17 protein-coding genes and 4 pseudogenes are annotated in these 20,739 nt (G+C 58.9%); 18 read left to right on the top strand and 3 right to left on the bottom strand.

Annotation, left to right across the window (positions count from 1 at the left end):
- Positions 1-285: 285 nt before the first annotated feature.
- Positions 286-1,089 carry an inositol-1-monophosphatase gene (gene suhB, locus SOPEG_RS16845; protein WP_025246226.1) on the bottom strand — a complete coding sequence of 268 codons (804 nt, stop codon included), beginning with the start codon at positions 1,087-1,089 and terminating at the stop codon, positions 286-288.
- A 121-nt stretch (positions 1,090-1,210) separates the two neighbouring features.
- On the opposite strand from suhB, the pseudogene trmJ reads away from it, so the two are divergent.
- The 5 genes and pseudogenes from trmJ (at position 1,211) to sseB (ending at position 6,700) form a co-directional block, all read left to right on the top strand.
- A pseudogene (gene trmJ, locus SOPEG_RS16840) lies at positions 1,211-1,967 on the top strand (tRNA (cytosine(32)/uridine(32)-2'-O)-methyltransferase TrmJ).
- Between the two features lie 407 nt (positions 1,968-2,374).
- Positions 2,375-2,873 (top strand): annotated as a pseudogene (gene iscR, locus SOPEG_RS16835) (Fe-S cluster assembly transcriptional regulator IscR).
- 47 nt (positions 2,874-2,920) lie between these two features.
- Positions 2,921-4,108 carry an IscS subfamily cysteine desulfurase gene (locus tag SOPEG_RS16830; protein WP_025246225.1) on the top strand — a complete coding sequence of 396 codons (1,188 nt, stop codon included), beginning with the start codon at positions 2,921-2,923 and terminating at the stop codon, positions 4,106-4,108.
- A gap of 612 nt (positions 4,109-4,720) precedes the next feature.
- Complete coding sequence (gene pepB / locus SOPEG_RS16825; protein WP_025246224.1) at positions 4,721-5,899, top strand: aminopeptidase PepB; 1,179 nt, start codon at positions 4,721-4,723, stop codon at positions 5,897-5,899.
- Positions 5,900-5,977: 78 nt separating this feature from the next.
- On the top strand, positions 5,978-6,700 hold the full coding sequence (gene sseB, locus SOPEG_RS16820) for an enhanced serine sensitivity protein SseB (RefSeq protein ID WP_025246223.1): 723 nt from the start codon (positions 5,978-5,980) through the stop codon (positions 6,698-6,700).
- 214 nt (positions 6,701-6,914) lie between these two features.
- On the opposite strand, the pseudogene SOPEG_RS16815 reads toward sseB, so the two are convergent.
- A pseudogene (locus SOPEG_RS16815) lies at positions 6,915-7,259 on the bottom strand (rhodanese-like domain-containing protein); the annotation flags it as partial.
- A 300-nt stretch (positions 7,260-7,559) separates the two neighbouring features.
- Between SOPEG_RS16815 and ndk the strand changes: the two are divergent.
- The 10 genes from ndk to SOPEG_RS16765 all read left to right on the top strand — a co-directional run bounded on the left by ndk (position 7,560) and on the right by SOPEG_RS16765 (position 17,200).
- Positions 7,560-7,991: a nucleoside-diphosphate kinase gene (gene ndk, locus SOPEG_RS16810; protein ID WP_025246222.1), complete on the top strand. Its 432-nt coding sequence runs from the start codon at positions 7,560-7,562 to the stop codon at positions 7,989-7,991.
- Positions 7,992-8,163: 172 nt separating this feature from the next.
- Complete coding sequence (gene rlmN, locus SOPEG_RS16805; RefSeq protein WP_025246221.1) at positions 8,164-9,327, top strand: dual-specificity RNA methyltransferase RlmN; 1,164 nt, start codon at positions 8,164-8,166, stop codon at positions 9,325-9,327.
- Between the two features lie 66 nt (positions 9,328-9,393).
- Positions 9,394-10,164 carry a type IV pilus biogenesis/stability protein PilW gene (pilW, locus tag SOPEG_RS16800; protein WP_025246220.1) on the top strand — a complete coding sequence of 257 codons (771 nt, stop codon included), beginning with the start codon at positions 9,394-9,396 and terminating at the stop codon, positions 10,162-10,164.
- Positions 10,154-11,080 carry a cytoskeleton protein RodZ gene (rodZ, locus tag SOPEG_RS16795; protein ID WP_025246219.1) on the top strand — a complete coding sequence of 309 codons (927 nt, stop codon included), beginning with the start codon at positions 10,154-10,156 and terminating at the stop codon, positions 11,078-11,080. The genes pilW and rodZ overlap by 11 nt, the downstream gene beginning before the upstream one ends.
- 40 nt (positions 11,081-11,120) lie before the next feature.
- Positions 11,121-12,242: a flavodoxin-dependent (E)-4-hydroxy-3-methylbut-2-enyl-diphosphate synthase gene (gene ispG / locus SOPEG_RS16790; protein WP_025246218.1), complete on the top strand. Its 1,122-nt coding sequence runs from the start codon at positions 11,121-11,123 to the stop codon at positions 12,240-12,242.
- An 18-nt stretch (positions 12,243-12,260) separates the two neighbouring features.
- Positions 12,261-13,535 carry a histidine--tRNA ligase gene (gene hisS, locus SOPEG_RS16785; RefSeq protein WP_025246217.1) on the top strand — a complete coding sequence of 425 codons (1,275 nt, stop codon included), beginning with the start codon at positions 12,261-12,263 and terminating at the stop codon, positions 13,533-13,535.
- A 13-nt stretch (positions 13,536-13,548) separates the two neighbouring features.
- Positions 13,549-14,163: a YfgM family protein gene (locus SOPEG_RS16780; protein WP_025246216.1), complete on the top strand. Its 615-nt coding sequence runs from the start codon at positions 13,549-13,551 to the stop codon at positions 14,161-14,163.
- 10 nt (positions 14,164-14,173) lie between these two features.
- Positions 14,174-15,355, top strand: a complete 1,182-nt coding sequence (gene bamB, locus SOPEG_RS16775) for an outer membrane protein assembly factor BamB (protein ID WP_025246215.1) — start codon at positions 14,174-14,176, stop codon at positions 15,353-15,355.
- A gap of 136 nt (positions 15,356-15,491) precedes the next feature.
- Complete coding sequence (der, locus tag SOPEG_RS16770; protein ID WP_025246214.1) at positions 15,492-16,970, top strand: ribosome biogenesis GTPase Der; 1,479 nt, start codon at positions 15,492-15,494, stop codon at positions 16,968-16,970.
- 11 nt (positions 16,971-16,981) lie between these two features.
- Positions 16,982-17,200, top strand: coding sequence for a zinc ribbon domain-containing protein (locus SOPEG_RS16765; protein ID WP_025246213.1), 219 nt, complete (start codon positions 16,982-16,984; stop codon positions 17,198-17,200).
- 5 nt (positions 17,201-17,205) lie between these two features.
- Here SOPEG_RS16765 and SOPEG_RS16760 read toward each other — a convergent pair whose 3' ends face one another.
- Entirely contained in the window at positions 17,206-17,541 is a 336-nt protein-coding gene (locus SOPEG_RS16760; protein WP_025246212.1) for a protealysin inhibitor emfourin, read from the bottom strand.
- A 76-nt stretch (positions 17,542-17,617) separates the two neighbouring features.
- On the opposite strand from SOPEG_RS16760, the pseudogene SOPEG_RS16755 reads away from it, so the two are divergent.
- The 3 genes and pseudogenes from SOPEG_RS16755 to istB form a co-directional block, all read left to right on the top strand.
- Positions 17,618-18,145 (top strand): annotated as a pseudogene (locus tag SOPEG_RS16755) (IS256-like element ISSoEn2 family transposase); the annotation flags it as partial.
- A 168-nt stretch (positions 18,146-18,313) separates the two neighbouring features.
- Positions 18,314-19,864, top strand: a complete 1,551-nt coding sequence (istA, locus tag SOPEG_RS16750) for an IS21-like element ISSoEn3 family transposase (RefSeq protein WP_081743040.1) — start codon at positions 18,314-18,316, stop codon at positions 19,862-19,864.
- An 11-nt stretch (positions 19,865-19,875) separates the two neighbouring features.
- Positions 19,876-20,625: an IS21-like element ISSoEn3 family helper ATPase IstB gene (istB, locus tag SOPEG_RS16745; protein WP_025246209.1), complete on the top strand. Its 750-nt coding sequence runs from the start codon at positions 19,876-19,878 to the stop codon at positions 20,623-20,625.
- Positions 20,626-20,739 lie beyond the last annotated feature (114 nt).

Raw genomic sequence — 20,739 nt, 5'->3', positions numbered from 1 at the left:
ATCGGGGAGGTCGCCGCGGCGCTTTTCCCCCAGAGGATTTCTCTACCACGATTTGACCGGCATGGGAATGACCTTGCGTGAGGGGAAGGGCAAAATGAACCCGAGGGAGCGCTGAACGGCAAGTCAGACCGGGGCAACGGCGATTTTGGATAGGGAAACGTTAACGTGAGGGAAATAGCGCGACAACGGAAAGAGTGGAGCGATATACAGAACCTGTTGAACGGCGCCAGGCGTTGCGCCCGTGACGCCAGGGCCGGCGGTGATGTGCCGGCCCTGGATAAAAGCTTAGCGCTTCAGTGCTTCGCTCAGCTCGTCGCGCATGGTCGAAAGCATGGCTTTCACGACGCGGGGATTACCCGCGACAATATTGCCTGAAAGCAGGTGATTATGGTCACCGGTAAAATCAGTGACCAGACCGCCCGCCTCGCGTACCAGCAATTCACCGCCGGCAAAGTCCCAGGGCTTCAGGCCGATTTCAAAAAAACCGTCCACGCGGCCGGCGGCCACATAGGCAAGATCCAGCGCCGCGGAGCCGGTGCGGCGGAAATCCGCGCACTGTACGAACAGTTTGCTTACCAAGGCGATATAGCTGTTGGCATGCTGTTTCTGCTTGAAAGGAAAACCGGTGGCCAAAATGGTGCCATCCAGATCGCGTGCGCTACCGCCGCGCAGGCGGTAGCCGTTCCACTGAGCGCCCTGGCCGCGGGAGGCGGTGAATAGCTCATTGCGCATCGGATCGTAGACCACGGCCACTTCCGTGCGGCCTTTAATGCGCACGGCAATGGAAACGGCAAAGTGGGGGAAACGCTTGATAAAGTTGGTGGTACCATCCAGTGGGTCGATAATCCATTGTACGTCGGTGTCTTCGCCGGCCAGCTCGCCGCTCTCTTCGCCGATAATGGCGTGCTGCGGGTAGGACTTGCGGATAACTTCAACAATCAAACGTTCCGCTTCGCGGTCAACGTTAGTGACAAAGTCGTTGTCGCCTTTCTGGCTGGCTTCGACGGCATCAGGGGTTTCGTAATGTTTGGCAATTAAATTACCCGCCTTTCGCGCAGCGCGAATGGCGATGTTGAGCATCGGATGCATGGATATCGTCCACTAACTAAGATGTTAAAGAACTAAAACGGCGCGGAGTATAGCAGAGCGTCAGCAAAAAACCTACGGCCATGCTACCCTATCGCCCACATTTCCTCTGACTTGTAAGATTATGCTGCACAATATCCGCATCGTACTGGTTGAAACGTCTCATACCGGCAATATTGGCTCCACCGTCCGCGCGATGAAAACCATGGGGTTAAACAACTTCTACCTGGTCAATCCCCTGCATAAGCCCGATTCACAGGCCATCGCCTTATCCGCCGGCGCCAGTGATATTATCGGCAATGCTACCCTGGTTGACCATCTCGACCAGGCGCTGGCAGGCTGTAGCCTGGTGGTGGGAACCAGCGCTCGTTCGCGTACGCTTCCCTGGCCGATGCTGGAGCGGCGTGAAAAGCGTGCAGGCGGCGGCGCAGGCCCCGGTAGCGCTCTTGTTTGGCCGTGAGCGCGTTGGCCTGACCAATGACGAATTGCAAAAATGCCATTTCCATGTCCAGATCCCGGCCAATCTGGAGTACAGCTCCCTCAACTTGGCGATGGCGGTGCAGATTTTTGCGTATGAAGTCCGCGTCGCCTGGCTGGAAAGTCAGCGCCAGGACGCAACGGCGCCGGACGCTTCGGCTTATCCTCTGGCAGAAGATCTGGAGCGATTTTATCAACATTTGGAGCATGTGCTGAGTACGACCGGTTTCATCCGTCGCGCCCATCCGGGACTGGTAATGAACAAGCTGCGTCGGCTATTCAATCGCGCGCGGCCGGAAAGCCAGGAGCTGAATATCCTACGTGGAATGTTGACCTCCATCGAGCATCCGCAAAAGCCGCAAACGCACCCTGCGGATGGCGGCGACGCTCGCCCGGAGGAATGATTAATTCTGAACGTGGCGGCACTCACCTGGAGGATTGACTTAGTTTGGATGCCGTTGGCGTCCGCACGGCGGATGGGTTTATTCTGAACGCCGGCGGCGCTCGCCTTAAGTATCGACCTATTCCGAATTCCTACAGCGAGCGCCCGGAGAATTTAGCCCATCCCGGCCGCTGGCGGTGCCGCGTGCAGGATTGACCTATCCCGGATGCCAACAGCTGTTGTCGGCGACACCGCGCGGTTTCGACGCGGTTAGCCTCCTCCGCCGAGGACTGCTTCTCGCCGGTGGCCGCTGCAAAAGCAGCCGGCGGAAGGGAATAAATGCTTGAGTAAATTACTCGGTTAAATAGTTGATTATTTTAATCAGGAATGGCAGACTTTTGCTACGTTATTTTCACCGGTATTCTGATCATGAGACTGACTTCCAAAGGCCGCTACGCGGTTACCGCCATGCTTGATGTCGCCCTACACTCCGGCAAGGGTCCCGTGCCGCTCGCCGAAATTTCCGAGCGCCAAGGCATTTCCCTTTCCTATTTGGAGCAGCTCTTCTCCCGCCTGCGCAAGCATGAGCTGGTGGCGAGCGTCCGAGGGCCGGGTGGAGGTTATTTGCTGGGTCGCGACTCTGATCAGATTGCCGTCGGCGCGATTATCACCGCCGTGGATGAGTCGGTGGACGCCACCCGCTGCCAGGGTAAAGAGGGCTGTCAAGGCGGCGATCGTTGCCTGACCCATACCCTTTGGCGCGATCTTAGCGTACGCATTAGCGAGTTTCTTAACAACATCACACTGGCCGAGCTGGTCAGTAATGAAGAGATCCTTGATGTTGCCGATCGTCAAGATAATGATACGCGTCGTCCGAATCGCCAACGGTCGACCGCAGGAAACGATTAACGTCAACCTGCGCGCTTGAGTACAATAAGGGCATTCGTTGTTATTGATGCCCGGAGTTAACGCTTCATGAAATTACCGATTTATCTTGATTACTCCGCTACTACGCCGGTTGATCCGCGGGTGGTGGAGAAGATGATGCAGCATCTTACGCTGGACGGTATTTTCGGTAATCCGGCTTCCCGCTCCCACCGTTACGGCTGGCAGGCGGAAGAAGCCGTCGATATTGCCCGCAATCAGGTCGCCGCCCTGGTAGGGGCCGATCCCCGCGAAATCGTCTTCACGTCCGGCGCCACCGAGTCCGATAATCTGGCTCTGAAAGGGGCCGCTCACGCCGGCCGTGCTAAAGGCCGTCATATCATTACCGCCGTCACCGAGCATAAAGCGGTGGTCGATGCCTGTCACCAGCTGGAGCATGAAGGTTTCAACGTTACCTGGCTGGTGCCGCCGGCGAACGGTATCGTTACCCCGCAGCAGTTAAGCGATGCGCTGCGGGATGACACGATTCTGGTGTCGTTGATGCACGTCAATAACGAAACCGGTGTGATCCAGGATATCGCGGCTTTTGGCGAACTGTGCCGCGCCCTCGGGGCGCTATTCCATGTGGACGCCACTCAAAGCGTCGGTAAACTGCCCATCGATCTGGCCGCGTTGCCGGTGGATCTCATGTCGTTCAGCGGCCATAAAGTCTATGGCCCGAAGGGCATTGGCGCTTTGTTCGTGCGCCGCAAACCGGGGGTGCGGGTCGAGGCCCAAATTCACGGCGGCGGTCACGAGCGCGGTATGCGCTCCGGGACGTTGCCGGTGCATCAAATTGTCGGGATGGGGGAAGCCTATCAACTCGCGGGGAAGGCGCTGACGAGCGAAATGCCGCGTCTGAGGGCGCTGCGCGACCGGTTATGGCAGGGGCTGCAGCAGATAGGCGGCGTGTTCGTTAATGGCGACCTGCAACAGGACGTGGCGACGGTGCTTAACGTTAGCTTTCGCGATGTGGACGGTGAGTCTCTTATCATGGTGCTTAAGGATCTGGCGGTCTCGACGGGATCCGCCTGTACTTCCGCCAGCCTTGAACCGTCTTATGTCCTGCGCGCCATGGGCCTGGATGATGAGCTTGCCCATAGTGCCATTCGTTTCTCTTTGGGGCGGTTTACCACCCCGGAAGAAATCGATTACGCCATCAGCCAGACCCGGACGGCCATTGCGCGACTGCGCGAGGTCGCGCCGCAGCGCGTTGCCACGGCATGCGGTACCCGGTAGCGCCCCGCGCTCCTTTGCCATGCCGTCTCTCTCGACGGTTGTGTCGTCTGGCAATCGGGTCTACGTCGGTGCCCTGCGGTTTTGCGGCGGCAGACAGCACCTTGGAGGATCCCTCGACATGTTTTCTCCTTCAGCGACGTCTCTGGTTTTTACGGCGGCATGTTGCGCGCCGCCGTTGCTCCCCACGCTCAGGTACGCCGCCGGCTCGCCCGATCGGGTGCGTGGTCCCTCATTGGACTTTAATCTTTAGCCGCCGCGGGCGCTTTCACCGCCGCGATCAAAGCCGGCGCTGGCGTTGCCACCGTCTTGTTCAAAGCTGCGCCGCGGCACGCGCGGCCAAGACCTTGCGGCGCGAATTTGTCATTTTTCTGTCATCTGTTTCAACGACCATAACTCCGCCGCTGCTTTTCGCGCCAGTTGTCGGCGCCGGAAAAAAAACTGCTGGCGGCGACCGTTAGGGTCTGGTTAGATGAAGCACTTCAGCCGGCGGTCAGGCCAGCCAGGCGGCCAGAGGCCGCTTTGACATAGGCGGCCCGGGATCGCTATGACACCCCACTGTACCGGATACGTACAGACGGCATTACTACCCTAATTTATTGGAGCAGTCTCATGATGGCCGAAGCGATGCAGCTCACGCTTTCCACCGCACCCGCCGACCCGCGCTGGGGCGAAAAGGCGTTATTGAGCGCTGACGAGCACGGAATGACCGTCCATTTGACGGGCGATGATGCGCTAAGCGCTATTCAGCGCGCCGGGCGCAAAATTGACGGCCAGGGGATAAAACAGGTTGCGCTGGTGGGAGAAGGATGGGATCTGGCGCGGTGCTGGACGTTCTGGCCGGGCTATCGGGCGCCCAAAGGCGAGCGCCATGTGGCGTGGCCGACGTTGCCCGAGGCGGCGCGCCAAGAGCTGGACAATCGGCTGCAAATCGTTGACTGGGTGCGCCATACCATTAATGCCCCGGCGGAGGAGCTTGGCCCGGAGCAGCTGGCGCAGCGTGCGGTGGATATCATGTCCGCCGTGGCTGACGACGCCATCAGCTACCGCATCACGAAAGTCGATGATCTATTTGATAACCAGTATATGGGGTTGCATACCGTCGGCCGCGGCTCCGATCGCCAGCCGGTCTTATTGACGCTGGACTATAATCCGGGCGGCGACGCGCAAGAGCCGGTGCTGGCTTGCCTGGTGGGGAAAGGCATTACCTTCGACACCGGCGGCTATAGCCTGAAGGGCAGCAGTTTCATGGATTCGATGAAGTCCGATATGGGCGGCGGCGCCACGCTGACCGATGCGCTGGCGCTGGCCGTCAGTCGCGGTTTGAATAAACGGGTGCGGCTGATTCTGTGCTGTGCCGACAACATGGTGAGCGGCAACGCCTTCAAGCTGGGGGATATCATTCGCTATCGCAACGGCAAATCGGTGGAAGTGATGAACACCGACGCGGAAGGCCGGCTGGTGTTGGCGGATGGGCTTATCGACGCCAGCGCGGCGCGGCCGCAGTTGATTATCGACTGTGCGACTTTGACCGACGCCGCGAAAACCGCCCTGGGCAATGTTTATCACGCATTGTTCAGCTTTGACGACCCGCTGGTAGCGGCGTTGATGCAAAGCGCCGACGAAGAGAATGAACCGTTCTGGCGTCTGCCGCTGGCGGAATTCCACCGACATCATCTGCCGTCCAATTTTGCCGACATGAGCAACGTGGCGGGCGGCGCGCACAGCGCCGGCGCCACCGGGCTGGGCGTGCGTACGCTTGCCAACTTGCTGCTGGCGCAGGCGCAGGACTGATGCCCGTTTTGGCTCGCGCGCGGGCCGTTTTTCCGCTTGATATGACGACCGTACAGGCGGCGTCTGGAATCGCTAAGTATGACCACCTCACAAGATAATGCGCTGGAACAGGCGCTCGAATGCGCCGCCGGCGATGATTGGATAGCCGGCGCCGCGCGCGATGACGGCGCGTCGCCGGTCACCTTGCAGCACTGGGAAAAACGAGACGGCGGATCGGCGATTCCCTTTTTTACTTCGGTGGCGGCGCTGGAAAGCGCGGTGGCGGTGCCGCAGCCTTTCGTCGCGCTGCCGGTGCGCACATTGTTCGCCATGACCGCCGGGGCCGAGCTGTTTCTCAATCCCAAGCTACCCTACGGCAAGTCCTTTGCCCCGGATGAAGTCGCGGCACGGCTGAGCAACGACGGCGATGCGTTGACCGAACGGCAGGTTCTGGAAGGGGAGATGCGCATGACCCTCAGCGAGCCGGCGGAGATGCCGCAACAGATGGTAGACTCGCTGACGGCATTATTCGCGCAATACAAGCAGGTGCGGCGGGCTTATTTGTTGCAGGTGCGGGATGACGCAGAGCAGGAGCCGCACTGGCTTATCGGTCTGGAGTGCGATAGCGCTGCCGAGGAAGCTATTCAAGCGACGGGTCAGGTGGCGACCGATACCGCGCCGGACGAGCAGCCGGTGGATATCTGCCTGGTTGAGGAGGGCGAGGCGGGCATCAGCCATTATTTCATCCACCACCTGACGCCTTTTTACGAACGGCGCTGGGGCAGTTGGCTGCGGTCGGTGAAGGGCGGCGCCCCGTCATAAGGCGACGCTGGCGGCCGCGCACGGTGGCGGGATTGGCCTCCCGCGCCGCCTCCCGCAGCCCCGCGCCGCTGTCCTCTTTCGGCTAAAGGCCATCGCCACGGCCGCGGCGATAGGCGTATCGTCGCGTGCGCACCATTCGCTCTACGAACCGTCATACAGGCTGATGTCCGGCGCGCGACCAGGCGTCGAGGCCCCCCGCTAGCAGCGACACCTACCGGACGCCGCTGCTCTGGAACATCCACCAGGCGCGCGGCGCTGAGAACAGCGAACCGTCGTCATAAATCACGCAATGCTGGGTGTCGCTAACGCCGAGTGCGCCCATATCGCGCGCGAACTGCGCCGGCGAAGTCAGCATATGGGGCAGGGAAGAGGCGCTATCGGACAGGGCCTCGATATCGAAAAACACCGCGCCGGGCAGATGGCCCGCGCGAAATTCCGCGACGATATCGCGCGGCCCCTGATACCCGGGCGGCAGCATGCGTGCGTCCAGAATACGCACCTGGGGGTCATCGAGATGTTGCTGTAGCCACTGCTGGCTAACGAATAACGATTGGGTCATCATAGGCTCCGTCTCGGCGTGCGTCGGACACTGTGCCGGCGCCATCGCATTGCCGGGCATTGTCGGCTTTTTTGCCGTTGGCTTCAAGGCACAGACGGCGGCGGCCGGGTCAGGGCGGGCGAAAAAGCGGCGTGGGGAACGCTGGAGGCGCCATTGTCGACGTGGGGGCGTTATTTTTAATTAAATGTTATTTTTAAGGGTAGCGGAGCGCTGCACGCGCCCCTATAATCTGCGCCACTTGCACCGGCCGACGTAACAGCGAATTAGCGCGGCCATAACAAAAACCACCTAGAGGTTCTCATGACCATTGAACGCACCTTTTCCATCATCAAGCCGAACGCCGTGGCCAAAAACGTCATCGGTGCCATTATCCAGCGCTTTGAAAGCACCGGACTGACCGTGGTCGGCGCCAAAATGCTCCAGCTCACCCGTGAGCAGGCCGAGGGATTCTACGCCGAGCATAAAGGCAAGCCTTTCTTCGACAGCCTGGTGGATTTTATGATTTCCGGCCCGATCCTGGTGCAGGTGCTCGAAGGGGAAGACGCCGTGCGCCGCAATCGTGAAATCATGGGCGCCACCAATCCCGCCAATGCGCTGGCCGGCACGCTACGCGCCGACTATGCCGATGGCTTTACCGAAAACGCGGTACACGGTTCGGATTCCGCTGAATCCGCCGCACGCGAAATCGCTTATTTCTTCGCCGACGGCGAAGTTTGCGCCCGTATTCGCTAATCGTCGCCGCACAACGGCGAAAAAAGGGCTGCTTCACCTTTCAAGCCAGGCAGCTCTGCGCTAAAATCAGTCTCCAATGCGCCCCGGATGAGGTGGTAGTCCGCACTCGGCCGGGGCATTTCTTTATGTATTTCGCGCCATAACGTGTAATAACGAGGCCTGCAACAAAATGATGTCTGAACAAATGGTATCTGAACGCTCACCCGTGGCGGCAATGTCCGCTTCTCCCGCGCCCGCGGCCCAGCAGAAATTGAACCTGCTTGATATGAACCGCCAGCAGCTGCGCGAATTTTTCTCGTTGCTGGGGGAGAAACCTTTTCGCGCCGATCAGGTGATGAAATGGATCTATCACTATTGCTGCGATGATTTCGATCAGATGACGAACATCAACAAGCATTTGCGCGCCAGGCTGAAAGCGCTAGCGGAAATCCGCGCGCCGGAAGTCGCCGAGGAGCAGCGCTCCGCCGACGGTACCATCAAATGGGCCATCAAGGTCGGCGACCAGCAGGTGGAGACGGTCTACATCCCCGAGGACGACCGCGCCACGCTGTGCGTTTCCTCCCAGGTGGGTTGTGCGCTGCAGTGTACCTTTTGCTCCACCGCGCAGCAGGGTTTTAACCGCAATTTGCGGGTGTCGGAAATTATCGGCCAGGTTTGGCGCGCGGCCAAGGTCACCGGCCAGCGTCCTATCACCAACGTGGTCATGATGGGCATGGGCGAGCCGCTGCTGAACCTCACCAACGTGGTGCCGGCGATGGAGATCATGCTGGACGATTTCGGTTTCGGGCTGTCCAAGCGCCGTGTCACGCTGTCGACGTCGGGCGTGGTGCCGGCGCTCGAGAAGCTCGGCGATATGATAGACGTAGCGCTGGCGATTTCGCTTCACGCGCCGAACGATACGATTCGCGACGAAATTGTGCCGATTAACCGCAAGTACAACATCGATACTTTTTTGTCGGCGGTACGCCGCTATCTGGACAAATCCAACGCCAATCAGGGGCGCGTGACGGTGGAGTATGTCATGCTCGACCACATTAATGACGGCACCGAGCATGCGCATCAACTGGCGGCATGTTTGAAAGATACGCCGTGCAAGATTAACCTTATTCCCTGGAACCCGTTCCCCGGCGCCCCCTATGGCCGCAGCTCCAACAGCAGGGTGGAGCGTTTCGCCAAGGTGCTGATGGGGTACGGGTTCACCACCATCGTGCGTAAGACGCGCGGTGACGATATTGACGCCGCCTGTGGACAGCTGGCGGGAGAGGTGATCGACCGTACCAAGCGGACGTTGTGTAAACGCTTGAACGGCGAACCGATTGAGGTGAAGGCGGTCTGATTGTCGTCGCTGGCGCTGATTTTGACCCTGGTTAACGGATGTAGCGATACTGATACGGGAACCGGCATGAAGCTGATTCGGATGGGTGGACTGGCCGTCATGATTGCCCTGCTGGGCGGTTGCGCCGGCGATAATCGGCAAGCACGGAACGACGCGCCGTTGCCGCAGGCGACGCCGCAGTCTGCCCCGACCCGTTTGCAACTGGGGATGGTCTATCTGGCGGCGGGTAATCTGGACGCCGCCTGGCAGAATCTGTCGATGGCGGTGAAGGCCGCGCCGGGCGATTACCGCACCCAGTTAGGGATGGCGCAGTATGAACAGTGGGTAGGGGAAACCGCCGCCGCGGAGAATCGCTATCAGCTGGCCCTGAAATTGTCGCCGCAAAATAGCGAAGTTCTGAATAATTACGGTGCGTTTTTATGTGGTTTAGGGCAGTATGTACCGGCGCAACAGAAGTTTGCCGCCGCCGCGCAATCGGCGGATTACGGTGAGGTTGCCGATAGTCTGGAGAGCGCCGGTTACTGCTTTTTCAAGGCCGGGGACGACGCGCAGGCGCGGAGTTTGCTGATGCGCGCGCTGAAGTATGATCCTGAAAAGGGCGTGGCGCTGGTGTCTGAAGCGAACCGGCAATTAACGGCGGGTCGGCCTGACAGAGCGCAGCGGCTATTGGATGTTTACCAACATGTGCTTCCGGCCAGCGCCGAAAGTTTATGGTTACAGATTCGTTTCGCTGCGTTAGCCAATCGGCCCGATGACGTGCAACGTTATGGCGCACGGCTTGCGCGAAGTTTTCCACAATCCGAACAGTACCAGCAATTTTTAGCTAATGAATACTGAAGCTCTTCAAGATCAAGCACCAACCACCACGGGTGGACGCCTGCGTCAAGCCCGCGAAAATATGGGATTAAGCCAGCAGGCGGTGGCCGATCGGCTGTGCCTGAAGGTGTCTACCGTGCGTGATATCGAAGACGATCACGCCAATCCCAACCTTGCCTCGACGTTCTTGCGCGGTTATATCCGCTCTTATGCGCGCCTGGTGCATATTTCTGAAGAAGAACTGATGCCGATGATGGCCAAGCAGGCGCCGATAAAAGCCTCTAAGGTCGCGCCGATGCAGAGTTTCTCGCTGGGCAAAACTCGCAAGAAACGCGACGGCTGGCTGATGGGGTTCACCTGGCTTATCCTGTTTGTGGTGATTGGTCTGACGGGCGCCTGGTGGTGGCAGAACCATCAGGCTCAGCAGCAGGACATCGCGAACATGGCCGATCAATCCTCTGCCCAGCTATCCCAGGGGGATGATGCGACCGCGGTCCCCCTTGGCGACGGCGCTGACGGCGTCGGCCAGCCGCCGGCTGCTCCCGCCGCCGCAACGCCGTCCACCCCCGACATCGCCGGCCAGACCGGGGGTGCCTCGCCGGCGCCGGCGGTGGTCAGTCCCTCCTCACCGCAGAGCGCGGCCGTAGCGGCTACGCCCGCCGCGCCGGAGGCCGGCGCCGCAGACGCAGACGGCAATGCGCTGGTGATGAATTTCACCGGCGATTGCTGGCTCGAGGTGTTTGACGCCGGCGGTAAGAAACTGTTCAGCGGTATTCAGCACAGCGGCGCCACGCTGAATCTTACCGGCCAGGCGCCGTACAAATTGAAAATCGGCGCCCCGGCCGCGGTGCAGGTTCAATATCAAGGCAAACCGGTGGATTTGAGCCGGTTCATCCGATCAAATCAAGTTGCGCGACTGACCGTAGCCGCCCAGTAAGTAAAGAGTAAAGCCAGTCGGCAAGGTTGGAGAAAGATCAATGCATAATTCCGCACCCATAATCCGTCGAAAATCGAAACGTATTTACGTCGGCAAGGTGCCGGTAGGTGACGGCGCCCCCATCGCGGTGCAGTCAATGACCAACACGCGCACCACCGATGTTGCGGCGACGGTGCAGCAAATACAGGCGCTGGAGCGCGTCGGTGTTGATATTGTGCGCGTGTCGGTGCCCACCATGGACGCCGCCGAAGCGTTCAAACTTATCAAGCAGCAGGTCGCGGTGCCGCTGGTGGCGGACATCCATTTTGACTATCGCATCGCACTGAAAGTTGCCGAATATGGCGTCGACTGCTTGCGCATCAATCCCGGCAACATTGGCAACGAAGGGCGCATCCGTTCAGTGGTGGATTGCGCGCGCGATAACAATATTCCGATCCGCATCGGTGTCAACGCCGGTTCCCTTGAGCGCGATTTGCAGGAAAAATATGGCGAGCCCACGCCGGAGGCGCTGCTGGAGTCCGCTATGCGCCATGTGGATATCCTCGACCGACTCAATTTCGACGCGTTCAAGGTCAGCGTGAAAGCCTCCGATGTGTTTCTGGCGGTGCAATCCTACCGCCTGCTGGCGTCGCGCATCGATCAGCCGCTGCATCTGGGCATCACCGAGGCCGGCGGCGCCCGCAGCGGGGCGGTGAAATCGGCTATTGGCCTGGGGCTGCTTCTCAGTGAGGGCATTGGCGACACGCTGCGCATTTCGCTGGCGGCGGATCCGGTGGAGGAAGTGAAGGTCGGTTTCGACATTTTGAAATCGCTGCGAATTCGCGCGCGCGGTATCAATTTTATCGCCTGCCCGACCTGTTCGCGCCAGGAATTTGACGTTATCGGCACCGTCAACGCCCTGGAACAGCGCCTGGAGGACATCGTTACGCCGATGGATGTCTCTATCATCGGCTGTGTGGTGAACGGTCCCGGCGAAGCGCTGGTTTCCACGCTGGGGGTGACCGGCGGCCATAACAAAAGCGGCTTTTACGAAGACGGCGTTCGCCAGCGCGAGCGTTTCGATAACGAACTGATGATCGACCAATTAGAGGCCCGCATTCGCGCGAAAGCGGCGATGTTGGACGAGAATAATCGCATCGCGGTCAATCTGATAGAAAAATAACACGGGTAGAGATTCGACATGGCAAAGAACATCCAGGCCATTCGCGGTATGAACGACTATTTGCCGGAAGAGACGGCATTCTGGCAGCGCGTTGAAGGAACGCTTAAGAGCGTGCTGGCCAGCTACGGCTACAATGAAATCCGCCTGCCGATCGTCGAGCAGACCCCGCTGTTCCAGCGGGCCATCGGTGAAGTCACCGATGTGGTGGAAAAAGAGATGTACAGCTTCGCCGATCGCAACGGCGACAGTCTGACCCTGCGTCCGGAAGGGACCGCAGGCTGCGTGCGCGCCGGGATTGAACACGGGCTGCTGTACAATCAGGAACAGCGGTTGTGGTATGTCGGTCCCATGTTCCGCTACGAGCGTCCGCAAAAAGGGCGCTACCGGCAGTTTCACCAAATGGGCGCCGAAGTGTTTGGTCAGCAGGGGCCGGACGTCGACGCCGAGCTGATTCTGCTTACCGCCCGCTGGTGGCGGGCGCTGGGCATCAGCGAGCATGTGGCGCTGGAGCTGAACTCCATCGGGTCTCTGGAAGCGCGCGCCCGGTATCGCGAGGCGCTGGTGGCGTTTCTCGGGCGGCATGAAGACCGCCTGGACGAGGATTGCCGCCGCCGTATGCACACCAATCCGATGCGGGTGCTGGACACCAAAAACCCCGATATTCAGGCGCTGCTCAACGATGCGCCGGTCATGATCGATTATCTCGACGACGATTCCCGCAGCCACTTTTCCGGTCTGTGTGAACTTTTAGACCTGGCCGGCATCCCATATACGGTTAATCCGCGTTTAGTGCGCGGTCTGGATTACTATAACCGGACGGTTTTCGAGTGGGTGACCACCCGCTTGGGTTCGCAGGGTACCGTTTGCGGCGGCGGCCGTTACGATGGGCTGGTGGAACAGTTGGGCGGTCGCCCCACCCCCGCCGTCGGCTTCGCCATGGGGCTGGAGCGGCTGGTGCTGCTGGTGCAGGCGGTTAACCCGGATTTTGCCGCCGCGCCGCGTGTCGACGCCTATCTGGTGGCGGCGGGGGACGGCGTGCAGCGCGAGGCGCTGCGGCTGGCGGAGCAGCTGCGTGACGCGCTGCCTTCCCTGCGGCTGATGACCAATTACGGCGGCGGCAGCTTTAAAAAACAGTTTGGTCGCGCCGATAAGCACGGTGCCCACGTCGCGCTGGTGCTGGGAGAAAGCGAGGCGGCGGCGCAGCAGGTGGTGGTGAAGGATTTGGCCACGGGTAACCAGAAAACGCTGGCGCAGAGCGATGTCGCCGCGCGGCTGGCATCGATTTTAGGTTAAGGAGAAGGACACCGTGGAAGTCTACAGCACTGATAATGAACAGCGCGAGGCGCTGCGTCGTTTCTTTGTCGATAATGGCAAAGCGCTGGCGATAGGCGTCGTGTTAGGCGTTGGCGCTCTGGTGGGCTGGCGTTACTGGCATAATCATCACAACGACGCCATGACGGCGGCATCCAGCGCCTGGCAGCCGGTAAACACCGGTCTTGCCGGTCAGGCCGGCCAGCCGCAGTTGGACGCTGCCCAGCATTTTGCCGACGCTAACGACAATAATTATGGCGCGCTGACCTCCCTGGGGCTGGCGCGGCAATACGCGGAGCGAGGCGATTTCGCCGCCGCCCAAACGCACCTGCAAAAGGCGCTTGGCCAAACCCGCGAGGCCAATCTGCAATCGATCATTAATCTGCGTTTGGCGCGCGTGCAGCTGCAGCAGAACAATGTGGATGGCGCATTGAAAACCCTCGACGGCGTGAAGGAGAAGGGCTGGACGGCGCTGGCGGAGGATACCCGCGGCGATGCGCAGGTGGTTAAAGGCGATCATCAGGCCGCGCGCGCCGCCTACGAAAAAGCGCTGCAGTCCGGCGCGCCGCAGGCGCTGGTGCGCATGAAACTGAATAATCTGTCCAGCTGAGAGGGACCCCATGCAATTGCGTAAGAGGATGTTTGTAGGACTGTTATCGGTCACCCTGCTCAGCGGGTGCGCGTGGTTCAGCGGCGAAGAGGACGTGGTGACCATGTCGCCGCTGCCCAAAGTGGACAATCAGTTTCAGCCGACGACGGTATGGAGCCGCTTGGTCGGCGGCGGCTCCGGCGATTTCTATTCCAATTTGCACCCGGCCTGGCAGGATGCCCGCGTGTTCGCGGCCGATCGTCGAGGCGTGGTGAAAGCGCTGGATGCGGACAGCGGTAAAGAAATCTGGTCAACGGATCTTTCCATCCGCACCGGCTTCTTATCGCGCAACCGTCCGGCGCAGCTCTCCGGTGGCGTAACGGCGGCAGGGGATCGGGTCTACGTGGGCAGCGAGCTGGCTAAAGTCTACGCCCTCGACGCACAGGATGGCAGCCTCGCCTGGGAGACGATGGTTGCCGGCGAAGCGCTGTCCACGCCGGTGGTGAGCGATGGCGTGGTGCTGGTGCATACCAGCAACGGCATGCTACAGGCGCTTAATGAGGCCGACGGCGCGGTGAAATGGACCGTTAACCTCGATGTGCCGCCGTTGACGCTGCGCGGCGAATCCGCGCCGACCACGGCGTTTGGCGCCGCGATCGTGGGCGGCGATAACGGCCGCGTCAGCGCGGTGATGATCAATCAGGGCCAGCTGATTTGGCAGCAGCGCATCTCGCAGCCGAGCGGCGCCACGGAAATCGTTCGTATCAACGATGTGCAAACGACCCCGGTCGTGGTCAACGGCGTCGTCTACGCTCTGGCCTATAACGGCAACCTCGCGGCGCTGGATCTGCGCTCCGGCCAGGTAATGTGGTCGCGGGAAATTGGCTCCGTCACCAATCTGCTGGTGGACGGCGGACGAATCTATCTGGTGGACCAGAACGATCGGGTGATTGCGGTGGATACCCAGGGCGGCGTGACCCTCTGGCGCCAGAGCGACCTGCTGCACCGTAATTTGACCTCCCCGGTGCTGTATAACGGCTATATCGTTACCGGCGACTCGGAAGGCTACCTGTATTGGATCAATACCGATGACGGCCGGTTTGTCGCACAGCAAAAAGTGGACAGCGCCGGCCTACTGGCGGCTCCTATCGTTGCCGGCGATAAACTTATCGTGCAGGCGAAAAATGGCGAGGTTTACGCCATTACCCGCTAAGGCGTGCTATCATCCGGCGCCGGTAGCCGGATAGACGCTTCCCGCAACGGCTCCTGACATATTCAGGAGCCGTTTTGTCTTATATAATCAGTCCTGTTGCTGTATTACCCGTTTTTTACCTGATGAGGTTGTAATAATGATACCTGTCGTCGCGCTGGTCGGGCGCCCGAATGTAGGAAAATCCACTCTATTCAATCGACTGACGCGCACCCGTGATGCGCTGGTGGCGGATTTTCCGGGGCTGACGCGTGACCGCAAGTATGGTCGTGCCGAATGGGAAGGCCATGAATTTATCGTTATCGACACCGGCGGTATTGATGGCACGGAAGAAGGGGTCGAGACCTATATGGCCGGGCAATCGCTGGTAGCGATTGAAGAGGCCGATATCGTGCTGTTTATGGTGGACGGACGCGCCGGGCTGATGGCGGCCGACCAAGGTATCGCCAAACATCTGCGCAGCCGCCAGAAAACCACGGTCATCGTCGCCAATAAAACCGACGGCATCGATGCCGACAGCGCCGTAGGCGATTTTTATGCCCTGGGCATGGGCGACATCGTACCTATCGCCGCCTCGCATGGGCGCGGTATCAACAGCCTGCTGGAGCAAGTTCTGCTGCCGCTGGTAAGCGACGGCCTGCCGGTGGACGATGCGGACGACGAGGACGAGTTTGAACCCTGGCCGGACGATGAAGCCGAGGCGCTGGCGCAGGAAGAAGAGGAAGAGCCCTTTGACCCGCAGTCGCTGCCGATAAAGCTGGCGATCGTCGGCCGTCCCAACGTCGGTAAATCCACGCTGACCAACCGCATTCTCGGCGAAGAGCGCGTAGTGGTGTACGATATGCCCGGCACCACCCGTGACAGCATTTATATTCCGATGGTGCGTGACGAGCGGGAATATGTCTTGATCGACACCGCTGGCGTGCGCAAGCGCGGTAAAGTCACGGAAACGGTGGAAAAATTTTCCGTCATCAAAACCCTGCAGGCTATCGAAGATGCCAATGTGGTGTTGCTGGTCATTGACGCCCGTGAAGGTATCTCCGATCAGGATTTATCGCTGCTGGGCTTTATTCTCAACAGCGGGCGGTCGCTGGTGATCGCGGTCAATAAATGGGATGGCCTGTCCAGCGAAACGCGCGACGACGTGAAACAAGCACTGGATCACCGTCTGGGCTTTATCGATTTCGCCCGGGTTCATTTCATTTCGGCCCTGCACGGCAGCGGCGTCGGCAACCTGTTCGAGTCGGTAAATGAAGCTTACCAATGCGCCACCAAGCGGGTGAGCACGGCATTACTGACGCGCATCATGCGCATGGCGGTGGATGAACATCAACCGCCGCTGGTGCGCGGACGGCGCGTAAAACCTAAGTATGCCCATGCCGGCGGTTATAATCCGCCGATCGTGGTGATCCACGGCACGCAGGTTAAAGATCTGCCGGACAGCTATAAACGTTATCTGATGAACTATTTCCGCCGCTCGCTGGAGATTATGGGCACGCCCATCCGTATTCAGTTCAACGAGGCCGCCAACCCCTTTGCCGGCCGGCGTAACACCCTGACGCCAACGCAGCTGCGTAAACGTAAACGGTTAATGAGCCATATCAAGAAAAACAAATAAGCGGGGGAAGCATGGCGCAATGTGAGGTCTGCCAACAAGCGCTGGTGGCGCGGGGCGATGGGCTGCACTGTCCCGCCTGCGGGCAGGATTACCGTGAGCAGGCGCGTTGCCCCGATTGCGGGCAGCCGCTGGAGATACTCAAAGCCTGCGGCGCGGTGGATTATTTTTGCCCTCATGGCGACGGTTTGATCGCCAAAAAGCGGGTGACGCTGTCGCTTGTCCCCCGCTGATACGGTCATCGCGCTGTCGATGACCCGTCGTTGTCCAACTGTCGCTGGCGCCATAACGCCTGGAGTTCAGGCGGTGCGCTTTGTTCCGGCACCAGCAATTCCAGGGCGGCGGCGCTGGCTTCTCCGCCGTTGCGATAAAAGAGCTGAATACGAAAATAACGCTGGTCGCCGCGTCCCGGAGCGTTTACGCCGCGGGGCGGTTGCGCCAGCGGTGCGGCGCGAGTGATGAGGTCGCATAATCGTTCGCGCTCGGGCGGCGGCATATCCGCCAGCACGAAGCGCTGCGGACTCGTCAGCGTGGGGATATAGGCAAAGCCGCCTTCACGCGACACCGCAATCACGTTAGAGCCTGTTTAGAAATTTGTGTATTTGCCTGATTTTGATATGTTCAATCCAACATCAAAAGCAGGTTAATTTATGGACGAAAAACAGTTGCAGGCTCTGGCTAACGAACTGGCCAAAAATCTCAAAACCCCTGAAGATCTCAGTCACTTCGATCGGCTGCTGAAAAAAATCAGCGTCGAAGCAGCTCTCAATGCCGAAATGACCCATCACCTCGGCTACGATAAAAATCAGCCTAAACCGGGGACCAACGCCCGCAACGGCTATTCCACAAAAACCGTTACCACTGGCGATGGCCCGCTGGCGCTGCGTACTCCGCGTGATCGTGACGGTTCCTTTGAACCGCAACTGGTGAAGAAGAACCAGACCCGGATTACCGGGATGGATAATCAGATTTTATCGTTGTACGCCAAAGGGATGACCACCCGCGAGATCGCCGCCGCGTTCAAAGAGCTGTATGACGCCGATGTCTCGCCGGCGCTGGTCTCAAAGGTCACCGATGCGGTCATGGAGCAGGTTGTCGAATGGCAAAACCGGCCTCTGGATGCAGTCTATCCCATTGTTTATCTTGACTGTATCGTTCTAAAAGTCCGGCAGGACAGCTGCTGGTTCCGGTCACATCCGATCACTGATTCCGATTTCACCCGATCACTAATTCTGATTTCATCCGATCACTGATTCCGGTCGCCCGATCAGCGATTCCGATTCTGTCCGATCGCTCATCTTCTGTTCCGCCATACTCTGGAGACTTTTAGCTTCCGGGGGCATGGCATGGCACGTAAAAAGAAGAAAGCGAGAACGGAAATGTGCATCTATATTAATGTCTTACGTATGAAATTCGAGCAGCGTCGCTCGAATCGCACTATCGCAGCAGCGCTCGGCATAGGCTGTACTACCGTGCACGATATCCTCGGCCGATTCACGGTAGCTAACCTGGTCTGGCCATTGCCGGCGGAACTGTCCCCCGTCGACCTCGACCGCCTGCTCTATCCCGGCAAATCCGGAAAAGTTATCAATACCTTACCCAGCTGGCTTGATATCGATACCGAGTTAAGCCGCAAGGGCATGACCAAGCAGCTGCTCTGGATGGAATATCAGTCCGCCGTGGGCGGTGATGCCCTCGGTTACTCACAGTTTTGTGCACTGTTCCGTGACTGGAAAAAGAAGCAGCGGCGTTCCATGCGCATGGAGCACAAGGCTGGCGAAAAGCTCTTCATCGACTTCTGTGGCCCCACCGTACCTATCGTCAACCCTGCGACCGGTAGCGTACGCCAGGTCGCTATCTTCGTCGCTGCCATGGGCGTGTCAGGCTATGCGTATATCGAAGCCTGCGAAGGCCAGGACATGGCATTGTGGCTCAACGCCAATAGCCGCTGCCTGCACTTCATGGGTGGGGTTCCGGAGCTGATGATACCTGATAATCTGCGCAGCGCTGTCAGCACCCCTGACCGCTATGAGCCGGTCATAAACCAGAGCTACCAGGCGCTGGCAAATCACTATGAGACAGTGGTGCTACCGGCGCGCCCGAGAAAACCGAAAGACAAGGCGAAGTCAGAATCAACTGTGCAGCTGGTAGAACGCTGGGTTTTGGCCCGGTTGCGTAAACGTAGGTTCTACTCGCTGGCCGAACTCAACCAGGTGATACGAGAACTCAATCATGAGTTGAATTTGCGCCCGATGCGTCATTACGGCGGACAAAGTCGCCTTGAACGCTTCGAGCAGCTGGACAAACCGGCTCTTGGGCCTCTACCGCCCACACAATGGGAATACAGTGAGTATCTCGTTGCCCGAGTGGGACCTGATTACCACATAGACTACGGCAAAAACTGGTACTCGGTGCCGCATCCGCTGGTTGGCGAGCGCGTTGACGTCATCGCCACCCAACGGCTGGTGCAAATCCACCATAAGGGCGTCTGCGTGGCTACGCACCCTCGCAGCGATAACGCCTATAGGCACACGACTCAGGCGGCGCACATGCCGGCTAACCATAAGGGGCAGAGTCAGTGGACGCCGGAAAGGCTGTGCAGTTGGGCGCTGTCGGTGGGTGTGTGCACACTGAAAGTGGTCGAGTCCATCCAAAAGAGCAAAGCCCATCCGGAGCAGGCTTACCGCTCCGTGCTGGGGCTACTCAATCTGCAACGGCGCTATGAGACGACGCGACTGGAGAAGGCCTGCGCGCTGGCGTTGGAGAAAGGGTGCATTAACCGCTCTTTCATAGCCAACGTATTGAAACACGGTCGTGAAAGTGAGGTCACCCAGGACGGAGCCGGCGTATCAATGCTGGTTCACGAAAACCTCCGAGGTCCGGACAGTTATCACTAAGGAGAATAAATATGGATACACTGTTAATGGCTCTGCGAGAGCTGAAGTTGTCGGCAATGGTCCAGGCGTTGGAGACGCAACGCGAACTCCCGGGGAGTTATGGGGAGCTGGGGTTCGAGGAGCGGTTGTCGCTGATGGTAGAAGCGGAAAATTTGCATAGAAAAAACAATCACATATACCGTCTGCGACGGCAATCTCAAATGCGCTTGCAGGCAAAACCGGAAGATATCCGCTATATCCCTAGCCGAGGAGTGACACCGGAACAGATGCGAGATCTGCTAGGGGGACAATATCTGAAATATCAGAAAAGCATACTCATCACGGGGCCAACAGGTACGGGCAAAACCTGGCTCAGTTGTGCGCTTGGTGAGCAGGCATGCCGGCAGCAATATAGCGTGCGTTACTGGCGAGTGGGTCGGTTGCTGGCCCATCTTCACCAGTGTCAGGTAGACGGGACCTATCTAAAACAGCTTAAGCAGTTAGAAAAAATAGAGTTACTGATCTTGGACGACGTGGGCCTAGAATCAATAAGTCCGATGCAGGCAACGATGCTGTTGGAGGTGATGGAAGATCGCTACGACAAAAGCAGCAGCATCCTGATCAGTCAACTGCCGGTGAAAAAATGGTATGGACTGATAGAAAACCCCACGACAGCTGACGCGTTACTCGATCGGTTAGTACACCCCAGCTATAGACTGGAACTTAAAGGCGAATCACTACGCAAAGAGCAAGGAGTAGCCAGCACAGGAAAAATAGACTAAACCCGAGTCAGAAGATGAGCGAACACGTGAACGAATATCACTGGAATGGGTGATCGGAAAATATCGGAATAACTGATCGGATGTCGCCGGAACAGCTGATCGGATACGTCGGAA

The organism is Candidatus Sodalis pierantonius str. SOPE (genome assembly GCF_000517405.1).
In the GTDB taxonomy this organism is placed as follows: Bacteria; Pseudomonadota; Gammaproteobacteria; order Enterobacterales; family Enterobacteriaceae; genus Sodalis_C; species Sodalis_C pierantonii.
Note: the sequence above shows the minus strand (reverse complement) of the source record. Positions and strands in the feature narration are given on the sequence as shown.